Origin of the sequence: Xanthomonas sp. NCPPB 4037 (assembly GCF_041475695.2) — a bacterium.
GTDB lineage: Bacteria > Pseudomonadota > Gammaproteobacteria > Xanthomonadales > Xanthomonadaceae > Xanthomonas > Xanthomonas campestris.
Genome location: NZ_CM191261.1, coordinates 2058867 through 2074527 on the forward strand (window position 1 = coordinate 2058867; position 15661 = coordinate 2074527).

Consider the following 15661-nt stretch of genomic DNA (forward strand, 5'->3'; position numbering starts at 1 on the left):
TGCGAGAAGGCGTTGCCGAGGTCAGGCGAGGCCGCGCTGTTGCGCGAGCGCGAACAGGCCGGCCGCGGCCAGGTCTTCCGGGTGCAGCTGGGAGGTCACGCCCAGGTGCTGCAACGCCAGGGCGTAGCGCTGGGCCAGGGCGGGGCTGCCGACCAGGTGCACCGCGCGGTGGTCGCCGCGGTGGTCGCGCAGTTCGTGGCCGATCAGCAGGCCAGAGAGGTAGGACGGCAATGCCTGCGCGGGCAGGCGCTCGAACAGCCCCAAGGTGCGGGTGCCGAACAGGTGATGGCTCAGCCCGCCGGGCTCGGAGCTGCGCGTCACCCCCTGCAGGAAGGCGCCCTCATCCAGGCTGCCGCCGTCGTCCTGCATCAGCTTGCCCAGGATGCTGTGCTCACGGAGCAGTGCATACAGCTCGCCGGTCATGAGGGTGGCAAAGCCGGTGAGCTGGCCGTGCGCCAGGCAGGCCCATTTGCTGTGGGTGCCGGGCAGGCAGGCGATGTGTTCGCCGTCGCCAAGCGCGGCGAGCAGGCCCACCAATTGGGTTTCTTCGCCGCGCATCACATCCGGAGTGCCGTCGTGTTCGCCGACGCTGACGCCGGGGACGAACCACAGCGTGCGGCCGGGGAGCAGGTCGTCGTAGCGCTGCATTGCCTGGGCCAGCGCCGCCGTGTCGGCCGGGCAGGGCAGGTAGGCCTGTTCCACCCAGCCATTGCGGCTGCCGATCATGCCCGACAGCAGTACCGGGCCGTCCCAGCCAGTGATCAGCGCTTCCAGCACCGCGTTGAAGCGGCCCTGGCAGGCCAGGATGCCGTCGGCGCCGCGGCGGTGGTCGCGCACCTGGCCATCGGGCCCGAGCAGATAACCGCGCAGGCTGCTGGTGCCCCAATCAATCGCGATCATGCGCTGGCCACCCGGCTTTCGGGCAAGCCGCGCACCGGCAGGTCGCAGACGTACAGGCCGCCGGCCTGCGGGGTTTGTGCCAGCTCGGCATCGCTATGGTCCAGGCGCGAGCTGATCACGTGCAGACGGTCCAGTGCGGCGCCGCCGAAGGCACTGCAGGTGGGGTGCTTGACCGGCATCTGCACGATCCGCTCCACGCTGCCGTCCGGGCGATACCGCACCACGCGCCAGGCGCGCCATTGCGCGTTCCACAAGTGGCCGGCGTTGTCGATGATGGAGCCATCCGGCTCGGCGTCGTCGCGGTCCAGTGTGGTGAACACGCGCGTATTGCTGGTTTGCGCGGTGTCCGGGTCGTAATCGCAGCGCAGGATCTGCGGGCGCACCGAATCGCAGTAGTACAGCGTGCGGCCGTCCGGGCTGAAGCAGATCGAGTTGGGAATGGACACGCCCGGCAACGGCAGACGACGCAGCCCGTGGCGCAGCGAGAACTGGTACATCGCCCCGCGCCCGGCCTTGTCGTCGTGCTCGTCCATGGTGCCGAACACGAAGTTGCCATGGCGATCGGCGCGGCCGTCGTTGCTGCGCGTGAGCGGGTTGTCGGCTTCGACATCGGCCAGATGGTCAAGCGGCAGCGTGTCGCCGTCGGCATTGTCCGGGTCGGCGATGCAGATGGCCTTGGCCAGCGCGATCAGCACGCGGCCATCGTCCATCAGGCCGATGCAGCCCGGGCGGTCGGGCAGTGTCCAGAAGCGCGTCTGCGCGCTGCCGGGGTGATGCCGCCACAGGCGTTTTTCGCTGATGTCCACCCAATACAGCGCTTCACGCTGCTCGCACCACAGCACGCCTTCGCCATGCGTGCAGCGGCTGTCGACGGCCAGCACGGCGGTGTGGTCGGCGGTGCTCACCATTCGGCGATGCTGCCGTCGGCGTGACGCCACACCGGGTTGCGCCAGTCCGGCGGATTTTCGTTTGCGCGCTTGAGCATGTCTTCGTTGATCTCCACACCGAGCCCGGGCTTGGGCAGTGCGGCAATGCTGCCATCCACACAGTGAAAATCTTCTTTGTTGATGACGTAATCGAGCAGGTCGGCGCCTTCGTTGTAGTGGATGCCGATGCTCTGTTCCTGCAGCACGGCGTTGTGCGAAACGAAGTCCACGTGCAGGCAGGCAGCCAGCGCGATCGGGCCAAGCGGGCAGTGTGGTGCGAAGCCCACATCGTAGGCTTCGGCCATGGCGGCGATCTTGACGCACTCGGTGATGCCACCGGCATGCGACAGGTCCGGCTGCACCATGCCGATGCCGCCGGCGCACAGCACGTTCTTGAACTCGAAGCGCGAGAACATGCGCTCGCCGGCAGCCAGCGGAATGCAGGTGCTCGCGGCCAGGCGCGGGTAGTACTCGGCCTGTTCGGCCAGTACCGGTTCTTCGACGAACAACGGCTTTAACGGTTCGAGCTCGCGCAGCAGCGCCTTGGCCATCGGCGCGCCGACGCGGCCGTGGAAGTCGATGCCGAAATCGATGCTGTTGCCGAAGGTCTCGCGGATTTCGGCCACCTTGACCACTGCCGCATCGACTGCGCGCGCGCTGTCGATCAGCTTCATTTCCTCGGTGCCGTTGAACTTGAAGGTGTCAAAGCCCAGCGCACGGTAATCGTTGATCTGCGCGATGATTGCGCCCGGGCGGTCGCCGCCAACCCAGCGGTAGGTCTTCATGCGATCACGCACCAGCCCGCCCAGCAGTTCGTACACCGGCACGCCGAGCGCCTTGCCCTTGATGTCCCACAGCGCCTGGTCGATGCCGGCGATGGCGCTCATCAAAATAGCGCCGCCTCGGTAAAAGCCGGCGCGGTACATGGTCTGCCACAGGTCATTGATGCGGGCCGGATCCTTGCCGACCACGTAGCCGGCCAGCTCGTGCACGGCCGCTTCCACGCTGCGCGCACGGCCTTCGATGACCGGCTCGCCCCAGCCGGTGATGCCCTCGTCGGTTTCGACCTTGAGGAACAACCAGCGCGGTGCGGCGTGGTAGGTGGTGAGGCGGGTGATCTTCATCCTTGCAGTTCCTGGTAAGCCTGCACAAAGGCGCGTGCATGCGTCTGGGTTGTTTCGAGGGATTGGCCGGGTTTGTACAGTTCGCCGCCGATGCCGGCGCCGGCGGCGCCCTGCGCCATGAAGCCGGCCAGGGTCTGCGGGCTCACCCCGCCGACCACGTAAACCGGCACGTGGGTCGGCAGCACCGAGCGCAAGGCGCGCACATGCGCCGCGCCATAGGTGGCCGCGGGGAACAGCTTGAGGATCTGCGCGCCGGCGTCGATGGCATCGAAGGCTTCGCTGGCGGTGGCAAAGCCGGCCACCACGGTCAGCCCACGCGACACCGCATGGCGGATCAGCGAAGGCTTGGTATTGGGGGTGACGATGAAACGCGCGCCGATCTCGGCCAGCGTGTCGACGTCTTCGTTGCGCAGCACGGTGCCGGCGCCGATCCAGGCACGCGCGCCGTAGCGCTGCTGCGCCAGGGCAATGCTCTCGGCCCAGCGCGGCGAGTTGAGCGGGATCTCGATCGCGTCGAATCCGGCGTCGATCAAGGCACCGACATGCGCCAGCGTGTCTTCCGGGGTGATGCCACGCAGGATGGCGACCAGCGGCAGGGCGAACGGGTTGAACACGGGAGTGGTGGATACAGTCATCGGGTTACTCGCACTAGAGCGGAATACAGCCATCGACGGCCAGACGGCCCTCGATGTCGGGGGAAGGGGTGCGGCTGCGCGATCGGGCAGGGCAGGCGGTGCGCGTTGCAGACCCGGGCACGGAGGCGGCGGCACGGCGCACACTACGGCTGCCCGGCGCGGCAATTGCCGCAAGCACGGGCGCAGGCCGGCTGCCTGCGGTTGGCCGGCAAGATGGCGTCATCGTCTTCCTCCTCGGCGGTCATGGCATCCGCGTGTTGCCGCCATCTGGCGGGCAACCACGACTGTTCTGGCCGCGCCCGGGAGGTAGGGGCTCCTGCTGCGGCGCTCGATAGCCTCGCGCGGGGAGATATGTGCTGCAAATGAAATTTTCGGCATATTCTATTCCTCCGACGAATACACGTCCGCGACGGCACCCCATGGCAAATTCCGGTACTCCCTGGTTCAACGCAGCCCGGCTCAAGACCCGCCAGCTGTTGTTGTTGTTGCATCTGCACGAACAGCGCTCGGTCCTGCGTGCGGCCGAGGCCGCCAGCATGACCCAGCCGGCCGCCTCCAAACTGCTGGCGGAAATGGAAGACATGCTCGGGGTGAAGCTGTTCGAGCGCCACGCGCGCGGCGTGGAGCCCACCTGGTACGGGCACGTGCTGATCCGCCGCGCCCGCGCGGCGATGTCGGAGATCGGCCGGGCGCAGGAAGAGATCGCCGCGTTGCGCGCCGGCCGCATGGGCCAGGCCTCGATCGGCACGGTGGTCAATCCGGGCACCAACCTGGTGCCGCAGGCCATCGCCGAGGTGAAACGCGAGTTCCCCGACATCCTGGTGCGGGTGGAGATGGACTACAGCCGGCCGCTGGTGGCCAAGTTGCTGGATGGGCAGCTGGACATCGTGATCGGCCGCATCCTGGGGCCGGAAGGCGTGGGCGAGCTGGAATTCGAGCCCCTGGCCGACGAGCCGCATTCGGTGATCGCCCGCGCCGGCCACCCGCTGGCCAGCCGCGCCAACCTGCAGCACGCCGATCTGGTCCGCCACGGCTGGATCCTGCCGCCGGCCGACAGCGTGCTGCGCGCGCGACTGGATTCGATGTTCATGGAGCACGGCGTGCAGACCCCGACCAATGCGATCGAGACCTCGTCGCTGCCGGTCACCTCCACGTTGCTGCGCGGCAGCGACATGCTGACCGCGTTGCCGGTGGAGTCGGTGGCGCCGCTGATCCAGGCCAAGTTGCTCACCGTGCTGCCGATCGAATTGGGCGTGCGGATGGAGTCGTTCGGCATCATCCGTCGGCGCGATTACATTCTGCCGCCCGGCGCCGAGCGCATTTTGCAGGCCCTGCGCAGCACCGCGCGTCGCTTGTATCCGGGCCTGCGCAGCCCGGAATCGCCTGTCTAAGCAGACTCTTCCATTTCCATTCCTTTTCAGCATACCAGCCCGTGAATTTTTCATTGGCTGGCGCTAGACCGTGCGCCTATACCTGTGCGTCAGATCGCACGCTGAAGCGCACGTGAAGTCGGGCAAGTGATCGGCGGCCAAGCCGCCATGTAGTGGAAGCGGAACCGGGCCCCAGTGCCCAGGTCCCATCGATCACGCGACCCCATTGGTCGCGACAACCAGTCTTCAGTCTTCAGTCGTCTTGCGTCCTGGGAGGGATTCGGATGTACACATTTTCCAGCCATGCTTCGGCAGGCACGGGCGCGCGTGCGCGTCGTTTGGTTCGCCTGCGTCACTCGGCCATGGCCATCAGCATCGGCGTGCTGCTCGCGGCACCGGCCTATGCTCAGCAGGCGCCACTCACCAACGCTGGCGGCAGCGCGGTGGACCTGGACACGGTGGAAGTGCGCGGTGTGCGCGCCAGCCTGATCAAGTCGCAGGTGATCAAGCGCGACGCCACCCAGATCGTGGATTCGGTCAGTGCCGAAGACATCGGTGCCTTGCCCGACCGCAGCGTCACCGAAACCCTGCAGCGCGTCAGTGGCGTGACCATCGACCACTTTGCCGCCCGCAGCGACCCGGACCATTTCTCCGCCGAAGGCAGTGGCGTGATGATCCGTGGCCTGACCCAGGTGCGCGGTGAGCTCAACGGGCGCGACATCTTCAGTGCCGCCAGCGGCCGTGGCCTGAGCTTTGAAGACGTGCCGGCCGAACTGATGGCCGGCGTGGACGTGTACAAGAATCCCTCGGCCGAGATCATCGAAGGCGGGCTGGGCGGCACGGTCAATCTGCGCACGCGCATGCCGTTCGATAATCCGGGGCGGATCGTGGGCGGCAATGTCGATTACAACTACGGCGACATGAGCAAGAAGTACAAGCCGTCGGCCTCGTTCCTGTTCAGCGACCGCTGGAACACCGGCATCGGCGAAATGGGCTTCATGATCGACATCGCCCATTCGGAGCTGGCCACGCGCTCGGACGGCATCCAGGTCGAGCCCTATGTGCGCCGCACCGACGACGCGGTGCTGGCCGGCAGTGGCCGTAGCGAGGTCTATGTGCCGGGCGGGGTGAACTGGCGCCAGCTGGATTTCGAGCGCAAGCGCGACGGCATTGCCGCGGCCTTCCAATGGAAGCCCAGCGATGCCACCGAGATCTATGCCCAGTTCCTGCGCTCACGGTATGAGATGAACTGGCAGGAGCACGCGGCGTTCTTCAACGACAGCAACAACAGCATCACCCCGGCACCGGGCACGACCTTCGACTACGACGATCGCGGCGCCTTCCTGCGCGGCTCGCCGGTGTCCAGCTCGTGGCGCGGCGCGCTCACCGGCGATGGCGTGCGCTTCAACACCGACAACCGCTATTCCGAACAACGCACCACCACCACCGATCTGTCGGTGGGCTTCAGCCACTTCTTCAACGACAACCTGCAGATCAAGGGCGACATGCAGCTGGTGCAGTCGGAGAACGAACAGCTGGATTTCACCGTGTTCAGCGCCACCTATCTGCCGGGGCTGACCTACGATGTCTCCGGCAAGTATCCCAGCGTGCAGATCGCCAACCCGGCGTTCACCCAGGACCCGTCCAATTACTTCTGGGCGGCGGCGATGGACCACCTGGGCAAGAATCGCGGACGGCAGCTGTCCACGCGCGTGGATCTGGAATACACCTTCGATGACAGCAGCTGGTTGCGCTTTGCGCGCTTCGGCATGCGCGCCACCGACCGTAACCAGATCAACAAGAACTCCGGCTACAACTGGGGCGTGATCTCCGACAACTGGGCTGCCATTCCGGGCACCAGCAACGGGCTGGCCAACATGTCGGACTTCATGACCGACCAGTCGTCGTTGTTCACCTTTTCCAACTTCTTCCGGGGCGGCGTGAACGTGCCGACCACGCTGGTGGTGCCCAACAGCAGCCTGGTCAACAACTACGGCTCCGCCTCGCAGATGATCCAGCAGATCGTGGCGCTGCGCGGGTATGGCTGGGCGCCGGACACCTATCAGCCGCAGGACACCAATCGCCAGTACGAGCGCACCCAGGCCGCCTATGCGGCGCTGTATTTCGGCAACGACGAGGCGTGGGGCATTCCGGTGGACGGCAACATCGGCGTGCGCGTGGTGCAGACCAAGACCCAGGCCGAAGGTTTTGGCCAGTTCCAGAACCTGGCCGGGCTGAACGTCTCGCCGGAGTTGCAGGCGCGCTACACCGGGCAGTACTTCGACAACAATTCGCAAGGCCGCTACACCAACGTGTTGCCCAGCCTGAACCTACGGCTGCGTTTCAGCGACAGCCTGCAATGGCGTTTTGCCGCCTCCAAGGCAATGGCGCGCCCGGACTACACCCAGCTGCAGCCGTACGTGTTGCTCAATGTGGAAACCAACGACGCCGGCCAGGCGACTGACTTCGTTGGCACCGCCGGCAACCCGAACCTCAAGCCGATGGTGGCCAACCAGTTCGACACCGCGCTTGAGTGGTATTTCGACACCAGCGACATGCTCTACACCACGCTGTTCTACAAGAAGGTCAAGGACTACTTCTCCACCCAGACCCGCAGCGAAATCTACGACAACCGGCCGTGGCTGGTGACCCGCCCGTACAACATGGACGAAGGCACAATCCGCGGCGCGGAGTTCGGCTACACCCAGTTCTTCGACAGCCTGCCGGGCTGGCTGAACGGGTTTGGCATCAATGCCAACTTCACCTTCGTCGACAGCAAGGGCGGCGCCAACACTGCCACCGACCCGTACACCAACACCACGGTCACCGGTGTGGAACTGCCGCTGGAGGGTTTGTCGCGGCGTAGCTATAACCTGGCGGGCATTTATGAGAAGGGGCCGCTGTCGCTGCGCCTGGCCTACAACTGGCGCTCGCGCTACCTGCTGACCACCAGCGATGCGGCTACCCGGCTGCCGACCTGGGCCGATGACTATGGCCAGCTCGATGGCTCGTTCTTCTACCGCTTCAACGACCATCTGCAGCTGGGCCTGCAGGCCAACAACCTGACCAACACCGTGACCAAGGTGCTGATGGGGCCGACCTCGTACGAGGGCGGCGAAGTGGATCCGCGGCTGTACACGCGCTCCTCGTTCGTCAACGACCGCCGCTACTCGCTGGTGCTGCGCATGAATTGGTAGTGCGCCGCGTCACGCGGCAAGTGTGCGCGGGCCTACAGGTGCAGGCCCGCGTTCTGACTGCTACGGCGTGAAGTCCGCAATGCCAGAGACAGCGGGTTTCTCCGGCTTGCTATAGTCGTTTTGAATACCTTTCCAGGAATATTTCATTGGTGTGGCATGACAGGCCCGCCCTATGCTCCCGCCGCAGCCGCTAGGTAAGCCTTGTTGGGATTACCGCGCATCCACCAGCCCAAGGCCCTTGCCGCGGCCGGATGTGGCAGCAACGACGACAGGGCAGGGCGTTCGCGCACCTGCCCGCCAAAAAATAAGCAGTACATGCGTCCTGGGAGGGAGCACCATGTCAGTGCAACATCGCCACATTCCGGCAGGCCGGGCTGTGGGTCAGCGTTCGATCAGTGAATTCCGCCGCTCCGTGATGGCCATCAGTGTGGCCACGCTGCTGAGCGCGCAGGCCTATGCGCAGGATGCGACCACCACTGCCGCACCGGCATCGGATGCGACCACCCAGCAGCTGGACACCGTGCAGGTCACCGGCACGCGCAGCAGCGTCACCAAGGCGCAGCTGGTCAAGCAGAACGCCGAGCAGATCGTCGACTCCATCGTCGCCGAAGACATCGGCAAGCTGCCCGACAACAACGTCGCCGAGGCGCTGCAGCGCATCTCCGGCATCCAGATTTCGCGCAACTACGGCGAAGGCAGCTCGATCGCCATCCGCGGCCTGACCCAGGTGCGCACCGAGCTCAATGGCCGTGACATCTTCACCGCCAATGACGGCCGTGGCCTGAGCTTCGAAGACGTGTCGGCCGAACTGCTCGGCGGCGTCAACGTGTACAAGAACCCGTCGGCCGACATGATCGAAGGTGGCCTGGGCGGCACCGTCGACCTGCGTACGCGCCTGCCGTTCGACTACGAAGGCCGCAAGATCGCCGGCAGCGTCCAGTACAACTATTACGACCTGGCCGACGACGGCAAGCCGGCGTTCTCGGGCCTGTTCAGCGATCGCTGGCAGACCGGCATCGGCGAGATCGGCATCCTGGTGAACTACTCGCAGCAAAAGAGTCCGTTCCGTCAGGACACCATCTCGATCGAGCCGTGGTGGGTGCAGGACAATTTGCCTGGTTATGAGGGGCAAGGGATTGCGGTTCCACGCGGCGCGGGCATCAACACCACCGTTGGCGAGCGCGAGCGCAAGACCGGTGCATTTGCGATGCAGTGGCGTCCGAACGATTCGGTCGAGGTCTATACGCAGGTGCTGCGTTCGGAGTACGACTTCAGCTGGCAGGATTATTCGTTCTTCGCCTTGACCGGGCAGACGCCAATTCAAGGCTTGCCCGGCATCCAGGTCAACGACCGAAACGAATTCGTCAACGGCTCGTTCCAGAATGTGCCGACCGAATCCAACACCAGCCTGACCGAGCGGCATTCGGTGACTACCGATTACTCGTTGGGCGCCAAGTGGACGGTCAATGAGAAGCTGACCCTGAGCACCGACTTCCAGTATGTCGATGCCACCACCACCGGTACGCGCTATATCCTGTCTACCGGTCAGACCACCAGCCCGCAGTTCAATGTCGATTTCCGTGGCGACCTGCCGCGCTTGTCGGTGACCGATGCCAGTGGCGCAGAGGGATATCTGGCCGATGCCAACAATTACGACGGTTGGCGCTATCACCTAGACAACAAGGACGACAACAAGGGCACCGAGTTCGCCTGGCGCGCCGATATGGATCTGGCCTTCGACAGCGATTTCGTGCGCAGCTTCAAGGCCGGTGTGCGTTACACCGACCGCGATGCTGAGACCAAGGGCGGTATCTACCGCTTCCTTTGCCTAAATGCTTGTGTTCAAGATCAGCAGGACAAGGTGCCGTTCTCCCAATTTCCAACGATTGGTCTGGTGACCAACCCGATTACCGATTTCTTCCGTGGCCAGAGCAGAGCGTTTGGTCCGACCCTAACCGCGTCGGATGCGGCAGTTGCCAATTACCAGCAGACCTTGGCTCTCTTGGGCGGCACGCCGCTGGAATTTGCGCCCAACAACATCAACACGCAGAACGAAAAGACCTACGCGGCTTATGGTGTCCTGCGCTTTGGCGTGGATGGCGACATTCCGTTCGACGGCAACATCGGCTTGCGCGTAGTGCGTACCGAAGTGGGCTCGCAAGGTGTGCGCACAGGGACCGCCACTGAAGGTGGTGGGCTGATCCCGATTAGCGCACAGCAGACCTACACCGATGTGCTACCCAGCCTCAACCTCCGCTGGCTGCTTACCGACAAACTTCAATGGCGTTTCGCTGCTTCGCGCGGTATCTCGCGTCCCACCTTTGATCGCCTCAACCCCAATCTCAGTCTGAGCGCTGACGGTAGCAGTGGCAGCGTTAACCGAACTGGTCGGGCAGGTAATCCTGATCTGGAGCCGATGCAGGCTGACCAATTCGATAGCTCGTTGGAGTGGTACTACGGCCAAGGGTCGATGGTTTACGGGACTCTCTTCTATAAGAAGATCAATGGTTTCATAGCAGACGCCGTTTTTAATGAGCAGTATTTGGACGAAGACGGCCGGCCGGTAAATTGGCAGATCACCCGCCCGGTCAACGGCGATGCCGGCAAGATCCGCGGCGCGGAACTGGGCTACACGCAGTTCTTCGACTTCCTGCCGGGCTGGCTGAGCGGCTTCGGCCTGCAGACCAACTACACCTACGTCGACAGCGAGGCGCCGAGCCCGACGGCCACCGACACCAACGGCCAGTCGCTGACGGTGCCGCTGGAAGGCCTGTCCAAGAACAGCTACAACGCGATCCTCAGCTATGAGACCTCGCGCTTCCAGGGCCGTGTGGCCTACAACTGGCGCAGCGACTGGCTGGTGACCACCGCGGGCAACGGCACCGGCAACCTGCCGGTCTACAACAAGGGCTTCGGCCAGTTGGATGCCTCGCTGCGTTTCAACATCAATGATGTGTGGTCGATTTCGCTGGACGGCGTGAATCTGCTCGATACCCGTCGCGAAAGCTACCTGGGGACCGAGTCGCGCTACCGCGACTTTGTGATTAACGATCGTCGGTATGGCCTGACGTTGCGGGCCAGCCTGTAGAACGCGCCGTAGGAAGTGCGTCGCCGGTCCGGCGAGCTGTGCAGGCAGCTCGTTGGACTGGTGTTTTTCCTATCGACGGCGTTGCCGTCGATCGCGAGGGGAGCCGGAGGAATGATCGCAATGATCGATCCGCCTACTAAGCGCCGCACCACCACAACAGGAGCATGGCTGGCTGTCTTGAGCCTGCTGCTGTTGCTCTTTTCGACGCCCAACGTGCGTGCGGCCGAGCCCGCCACGTCCGGGCCCTACCAGTGGCGCAGTGTTGCCATTGGCGGTGGCGGATTTGTCACCGGTGTGTTGTTTCATCCCGCCGAACGTGGTCTGGCCTATGCGCGCACCGATGTGGGTGGCGCGTACCGCTGGGATGCGCAGGCGCAGCAGTGGACCGCGCTGACCGACTGGTTGGGCGCCGACGACTGGAACCTGATGGGCATCGACGCATTCGCCGTCGACCCCGCCGATGCCGATGCGCTGTATCTGGCGGCCGGCACCTACATGCACGAACGCGCCGGCAATGCCGCAGTGCTGCGCTCGTTCAACCGCGGCCGCACGTTCGAGCGCGCCGATCTGCCGTTCAAACTGGGTGGTAACCAGCTGGGCCGCGCCAATGGCGAGCGGCTGGCGGTGGACCCACACGATGGCCGCGTGCTGCTGCTGGGTTCGCGCGATGCCGGCCTGTGGCGTAGCGACGATCGCGGCGCGCACTGGGCGAAGGTGGCGTCGTTTCCCGACGCCGCGCTGGCCGGTGCCACCGCACGCAATCATGTTGGGCGCGAGCAGGCGGTGGGGATCGCCTTTGTCGTGTTCGACGCAGCCAGTGGCAACACCGGCACGCCAACACCGCGCATCTACGTGGGCGTGTCCACCGAACAGACCAGCCTGTATGTGTCCGACGATGCCGGCCGCAGTTGGGCACCGGTGGCCGGGCAACCACGCGGCCTGCGCCCGAGCCACATGGCCGGCGGCAGCGATGGGCACTGGTATCTGAGCTATGGCGACCAGCCCGGGCCGGACCTGATGGCCGGGGGGGCTCTGTGGAAATTCACGCCGGCACAGGGGCGCTGGCGTGAGATCAGCCCGATTCCGCAGCCAGCCAGTGGCGATGGATTCGGCTGGGGCGCGGTGGCGGTGGATCCGCAACATCCGCAGGTGCTGCTGGCCAGCACCTTCCGCCGGCGCACGCCGCGCGACGAGCTGTATCGCAGCGTGGATGGGGGCAAGCACTGGACGCCGTTATTGGCCGATGCGGTGTTCGACCACAGCGCCGCGCCGTGGACCGCACATGCCACGCCGCACTGGATGGGGGCGCTGGCGATCGATCCGTTCGACGGCAACCACGCGCTGTTCGTGACCGGCTACGGCATCTGGGCCTCGCGCAATCTGCAGGATTTCGCCGCACCGCAGCGCCCGCTGCAGTGGTGGTTCCAGGACCGTGGGCTGGAAGAAACCGTGCCGCTGGACCTGCTCAGCCCGATGGCCGGCGCGCATCTGCTCAGCGCGCTCGGCGATATCGATGGCTTCCGGCATGACGAGCTGGACCGCGCGCAGTTGCAGTACGCCGGCCCACGGCTGACCAATGGCGAAAGCCTCGATGCCGCCGGCCAGGCGCCGCAGTGGGTGGTGCGCAGCGGCACCGTGCGCGATCGCCGCAACAACGAAATCCGCGCGCTGTATTCGCGTGATGGCGGCAAGCAGTGGACGGCGTTTGCGAGTGAACCGCCAGCCGGGCAGGGCTCCGGCAGCATTGCCATTGGTGCCGATGCGGCGCAGGTGGTGTGGGCACCGGCGCGCGGCGGCAATTGGCGCACGTCCGACTTCGGCGCGCAGTGGCAGCGTGTGGACGGCCTGCCGGATACCGCGGTGGTGGTGGCCGATCGGGTGGATGCACGGCGCTGGTATGCGGTGGATGTCGCCAGCGGGCAGCTGTACGAGAGCACTGATGCCGCGCGCAGTTTCCGTGCGACCGGTGTGCAGGTGGGCAGCCCGGCGCGCGATGAGCGCAGCCGCCCGCAGCTGCGTCCGGACCCGTGGCGCGCAGGCGTGGTGTATCTGGCCAGCCCCGGCAAGGGTGTAATGCGCTGGCAGGGCGGCGCGCTGCAGGTGCTCTCACAGCCAGACGAAGCGCGCTCGCTCGGCATCGGCAAGGCGTTGCGTGCCGGTGCGCCGCCGGCGCTGTATCTGGCCGGGCGCGTGCAGGGCGTGGATGGCGTGTTCCGCTCCGACGATGGCGGCGTGCAGTGGCAACGCATCAACGATGACGCGCACCGCTTCGGGCGCCCGTACAGCGTGACCGGTGATCCGCGCATTGCCGGGCGTGTGTACTTCGCCACCGGCGGCCGCGGCATTTTCTACGGCGATCCGAGATGAGCAGTGCATGCCTGTCCGCGACGTCCTGCTGCTTTACCGTGTACGGCGCCGCCGGCCTGGCCGCTGCGGGCGCCGTGACACCGCCGACCCTGGAGATCACCGCATGACCCCGTTCCACATTTCCCGCGCCTGCTTGCTGGGTGTGTTGCTGGCCAGCGGCAGCGCCGCCGCGCAACCGAGCCTGCCGTTGCTGTTTGCCGATGGCGCTGTGCTGCAGCGCGATGAGGCAATGCCGGTATGGGGCTGGGCCACGCCCGGCGCCGCAATCACGGTGAGTTTCGATGGCAAGCAGGCCACTGCCAAGACCGATGCGCAGGGGCGGTGGAAGGTGCGCCTGCCCGCACACACCGCCGGTGGCCCGTACGTGCTGAGCGTGCATGGCGACGGCGGCGCGCTGCAGGTGCGCGACGTGCTGGTCGGCGATGTCTGGCTGGCCAGTGGGCAATCGAACATGGAGTGGCCACTGGCCCAGGCCAGCGATGGCCCGCAGGCGGTGGCGGCGGCCAACGATGCGCAGCTGCGCCACTTCAAGGTGCCCAAGTCGTGGTCGGTGCAGCCGGAGACCAAGCTCACCGGTGGCGACTGGAAAGCGGCCACGCCGGAGAACGCCGGTGCGTTTTCGGCGGTGGGCTATTTCTTTGCGAAAGAGTTGCGCGCCAGTACGGGCGTACCAATCGGTATTGTCGACAGCACCTGGGGCGGCAGCGCGATCGAGGCGTGGATGGACGCCGCCTCGCTGGGCCTGAAGGCCGAGCAAAACCAGGGCGCGATCGAGGCGATCAAGCAGCGCGATGCGGCCGCGCAGGCCGCCACCGGCAAGCGCATCGGGCGCTGGCCCAAGGTGGAAGGCGACATCCCTCAGTGGCGCACGCCCGAATTCGATGACCGCGACTGGGACAGCATCCCGGTGACCCAGCAATGGGAACTCAGCGGCTATGAGGGCATGGACGGCATTGCCTGGTACCGCACCACCTTTACCCTGACCACCGCCGAAGCCAAAGCGGGCGTGCAGTTGGGCGTGGGCCAGATTGACGATTCCGACATCACCTACGTCAATGGCCAGCAGGTGGGCCAGACCGAGAAACAGTGGAACCTGCCGCGTGTGTATGCAGTGCCGGCGGCGGCGCTGCGGGCCGGCGTCAACCAGGTCGCGGTGCGCGTGGAAGACCTCAGTGGCGGTGGCGGCATGCACGGCCCGGACGAACAGCGCTTCGTGCAAATCGGCAGCACCCAGCGTTCCCTGACCGGCTGGAAATTCCGCCCGGCGCAGGTGCGCGTGTCGCTCACCGACAACAAGAACCAGCTCCCCACGCTGCTCTACAACCAGATGATCCACCCGCTGCAGCCATTCCCGGTCAAGGGCGTGATCTGGTACCAGGGCGAAACCAACGCCACTGACACCGGTGCGGTGAAATACCGCGACCAGTTCGCTGCGATGATCCAGCAGTGGCGCGCCGAGCGCGGTGCCAAGCGGTTGCCGTTCCTGTGGGTGCAGCTGGCCAACTTCAAGGCCGGCGGCGACACCGGCGATCTGAGTCCGTGGGCGCTGCTGCGCGAATCGCAGTCCAAGACGCTGGCGCTGCCGGCGACCGGGCAGGCGGTGATCATCGACATCGGCAACCCCACCGACATCCACCCCACCAACAAGCGCGACGTGGGCCATCGCCTGGCGCTCGCTGCGCGGCATGTGGCCTACGGCGAAACGCTGGTGTACAGCGCGCCGGTGTTCGCCCGCGCCAGCTATGCCGATGGCCAGGCCAGCGTGCAGTTCGATCTGCAGGGCAGTGCCTTGCAGGTGCGCGGCGGCGGTACGTTGCAGGGCTTTGCGGTGGCCGGTGCGGACAAGCGGTTCCACCCGGCGCAGGCGCGCATCGCCGGCGATCGGGTGATCGTGCGCAGCGATGCTGTGGCCGCGCCGCTGGCAGTGCGCTACGGCTGGAGCGAAAACCCCGCCGACGCCAACCTGGTCAATCGCGAGCAATTGCCCGTTTCCCCCTTCCGAACCGATACCTGGTGACACGGAGTCCTATGTCCATGCATTCCCCCGTTGCACG

Annotated in this window: 9 protein-coding genes; 5 read left to right on the forward strand and 4 right to left on the reverse strand. The window is 65.6% G+C overall.

Features of this window, described 5'->3' with window-relative positions; translation table 11 throughout:
- Nucleotides 1-21: 21 nt before the first annotated feature.
- From ACCQ01_RS09325 to ACCQ01_RS09340, 4 genes are read right to left on the reverse strand one after another with little or no spacing between them, the layout of a single operon-like run.
- A complete protein-coding gene (locus tag ACCQ01_RS09325) occupies nt 22-900 on the reverse strand; it encodes a 2-dehydro-3-deoxygalactonokinase (RefSeq protein ID WP_228432429.1) in 879 nt (292 codons plus the stop codon).
- A complete protein-coding gene (locus tag ACCQ01_RS09330) occupies nt 897-1808 on the reverse strand; it encodes an SMP-30/gluconolactonase/LRE family protein (RefSeq protein WP_228432428.1) in 912 nt (303 codons plus the stop codon). The genes ACCQ01_RS09325 and ACCQ01_RS09330 overlap by 4 nt, the downstream gene beginning before the upstream one ends.
- The gene (dgoD, locus tag ACCQ01_RS09335; protein ID WP_228432426.1) at nt 1802-2950 is read right to left on the reverse strand and encodes a galactonate dehydratase; all 1149 of its coding nucleotides are present in this window, start codon (nt 2948-2950) and stop codon (nt 1802-1804) included. Before dgoD ends, ACCQ01_RS09330 begins: the two co-directional genes overlap by 7 nt.
- A complete protein-coding gene (locus tag ACCQ01_RS09340; protein WP_042598921.1) occupies nt 2947-3585 on the reverse strand; it encodes a 2-dehydro-3-deoxy-6-phosphogalactonate aldolase in 639 nt (212 codons plus the stop codon). Before ACCQ01_RS09340 ends, dgoD begins: the two co-directional genes overlap by 4 nt.
- A gap of 419 nt (nt 3586-4004) precedes the next feature.
- Here ACCQ01_RS09340 and ACCQ01_RS09345 point away from each other — a divergent pair, with 419 nt between their 5' ends.
- The 5 genes from ACCQ01_RS09345 to ACCQ01_RS09365 all read left to right on the forward strand — a co-directional run bounded on the left by ACCQ01_RS09345 (nt 4005) and on the right by ACCQ01_RS09365 (nt 15624).
- Nucleotides 4005-4976: a LysR family transcriptional regulator gene (locus ACCQ01_RS09345; protein WP_011036922.1), complete on the forward strand. Its 972-nt coding sequence runs from the start codon at nt 4005-4007 to the stop codon at nt 4974-4976.
- Nucleotides 4977-5239: 263 nt separating this feature from the next.
- Entirely contained in the window at nt 5240-8152 is a 2913-nt protein-coding gene (locus ACCQ01_RS09350) for a TonB-dependent receptor (protein ID WP_228432424.1), read from the forward strand.
- Between the two features lie 337 nt (nt 8153-8489).
- The gene (locus ACCQ01_RS09355) at nt 8490-11240 is read left to right on the forward strand and encodes a TonB-dependent receptor (RefSeq protein ID WP_228432422.1); all 2751 of its coding nucleotides are present in this window, start codon (nt 8490-8492) and stop codon (nt 11238-11240) included.
- A 111-nt stretch (nt 11241-11351) separates the two neighbouring features.
- Nucleotides 11352-13607, forward strand: a complete 2256-nt coding sequence (locus ACCQ01_RS09360) for a beta propeller repeat protein (RefSeq protein WP_228432420.1) — start codon at nt 11352-11354, stop codon at nt 13605-13607.
- A 103-nt stretch (nt 13608-13710) separates the two neighbouring features.
- Nucleotides 13711-15624 carry a sialate O-acetylesterase gene (locus ACCQ01_RS09365; RefSeq protein WP_228432418.1) on the forward strand — a complete coding sequence of 638 codons (1914 nt, stop codon included), beginning with the start codon at nt 13711-13713 and terminating at the stop codon, nt 15622-15624.
- Nucleotides 15625-15661 lie beyond the last annotated feature (37 nt).

Coding starts and splice junctions, on each gene's coding strand:
- ACCQ01_RS09340 (WP_042598921.1), bottom strand. CDS start 3,585: ATGACTGTATCCACCACTCCCGTGTTCAACCCGTTCGCCCTGCCGCTG.
- ACCQ01_RS09350 (WP_228432424.1), top strand. CDS start 5,240: ATGTACACATTTTCCAGCCATGCTTCGGCAGGCACGGGCGCGCGTGCG.
- ACCQ01_RS09345 (WP_011036922.1), top strand. CDS start 4,005: ATGGCAAATTCCGGTACTCCCTGGTTCAACGCAGCCCGGCTCAAGACC.
- ACCQ01_RS09330 (WP_228432428.1), bottom strand. CDS start 1,808: ATGGTGAGCACCGCCGACCACACCGCCGTGCTGGCCGTCGACAGCCGC.
- ACCQ01_RS09325 (WP_228432429.1), bottom strand. CDS start 900: ATGATCGCGATTGATTGGGGCACCAGCAGCCTGCGCGGTTATCTGCTC.
- ACCQ01_RS09360 (WP_228432420.1), top strand. CDS start 11,352: ATGATCGCAATGATCGATCCGCCTACTAAGCGCCGCACCACCACAACA.
- ACCQ01_RS09365 (WP_228432418.1), top strand. CDS start 13,711: ATGACCCCGTTCCACATTTCCCGCGCCTGCTTGCTGGGTGTGTTGCTG.
- ACCQ01_RS09355 (WP_228432422.1), top strand. CDS start 8,490: ATGTCAGTGCAACATCGCCACATTCCGGCAGGCCGGGCTGTGGGTCAG.
- dgoD (WP_228432426.1), bottom strand. CDS start 2,950: ATGAAGATCACCCGCCTCACCACCTACCACGCCGCACCGCGCTGGTTG.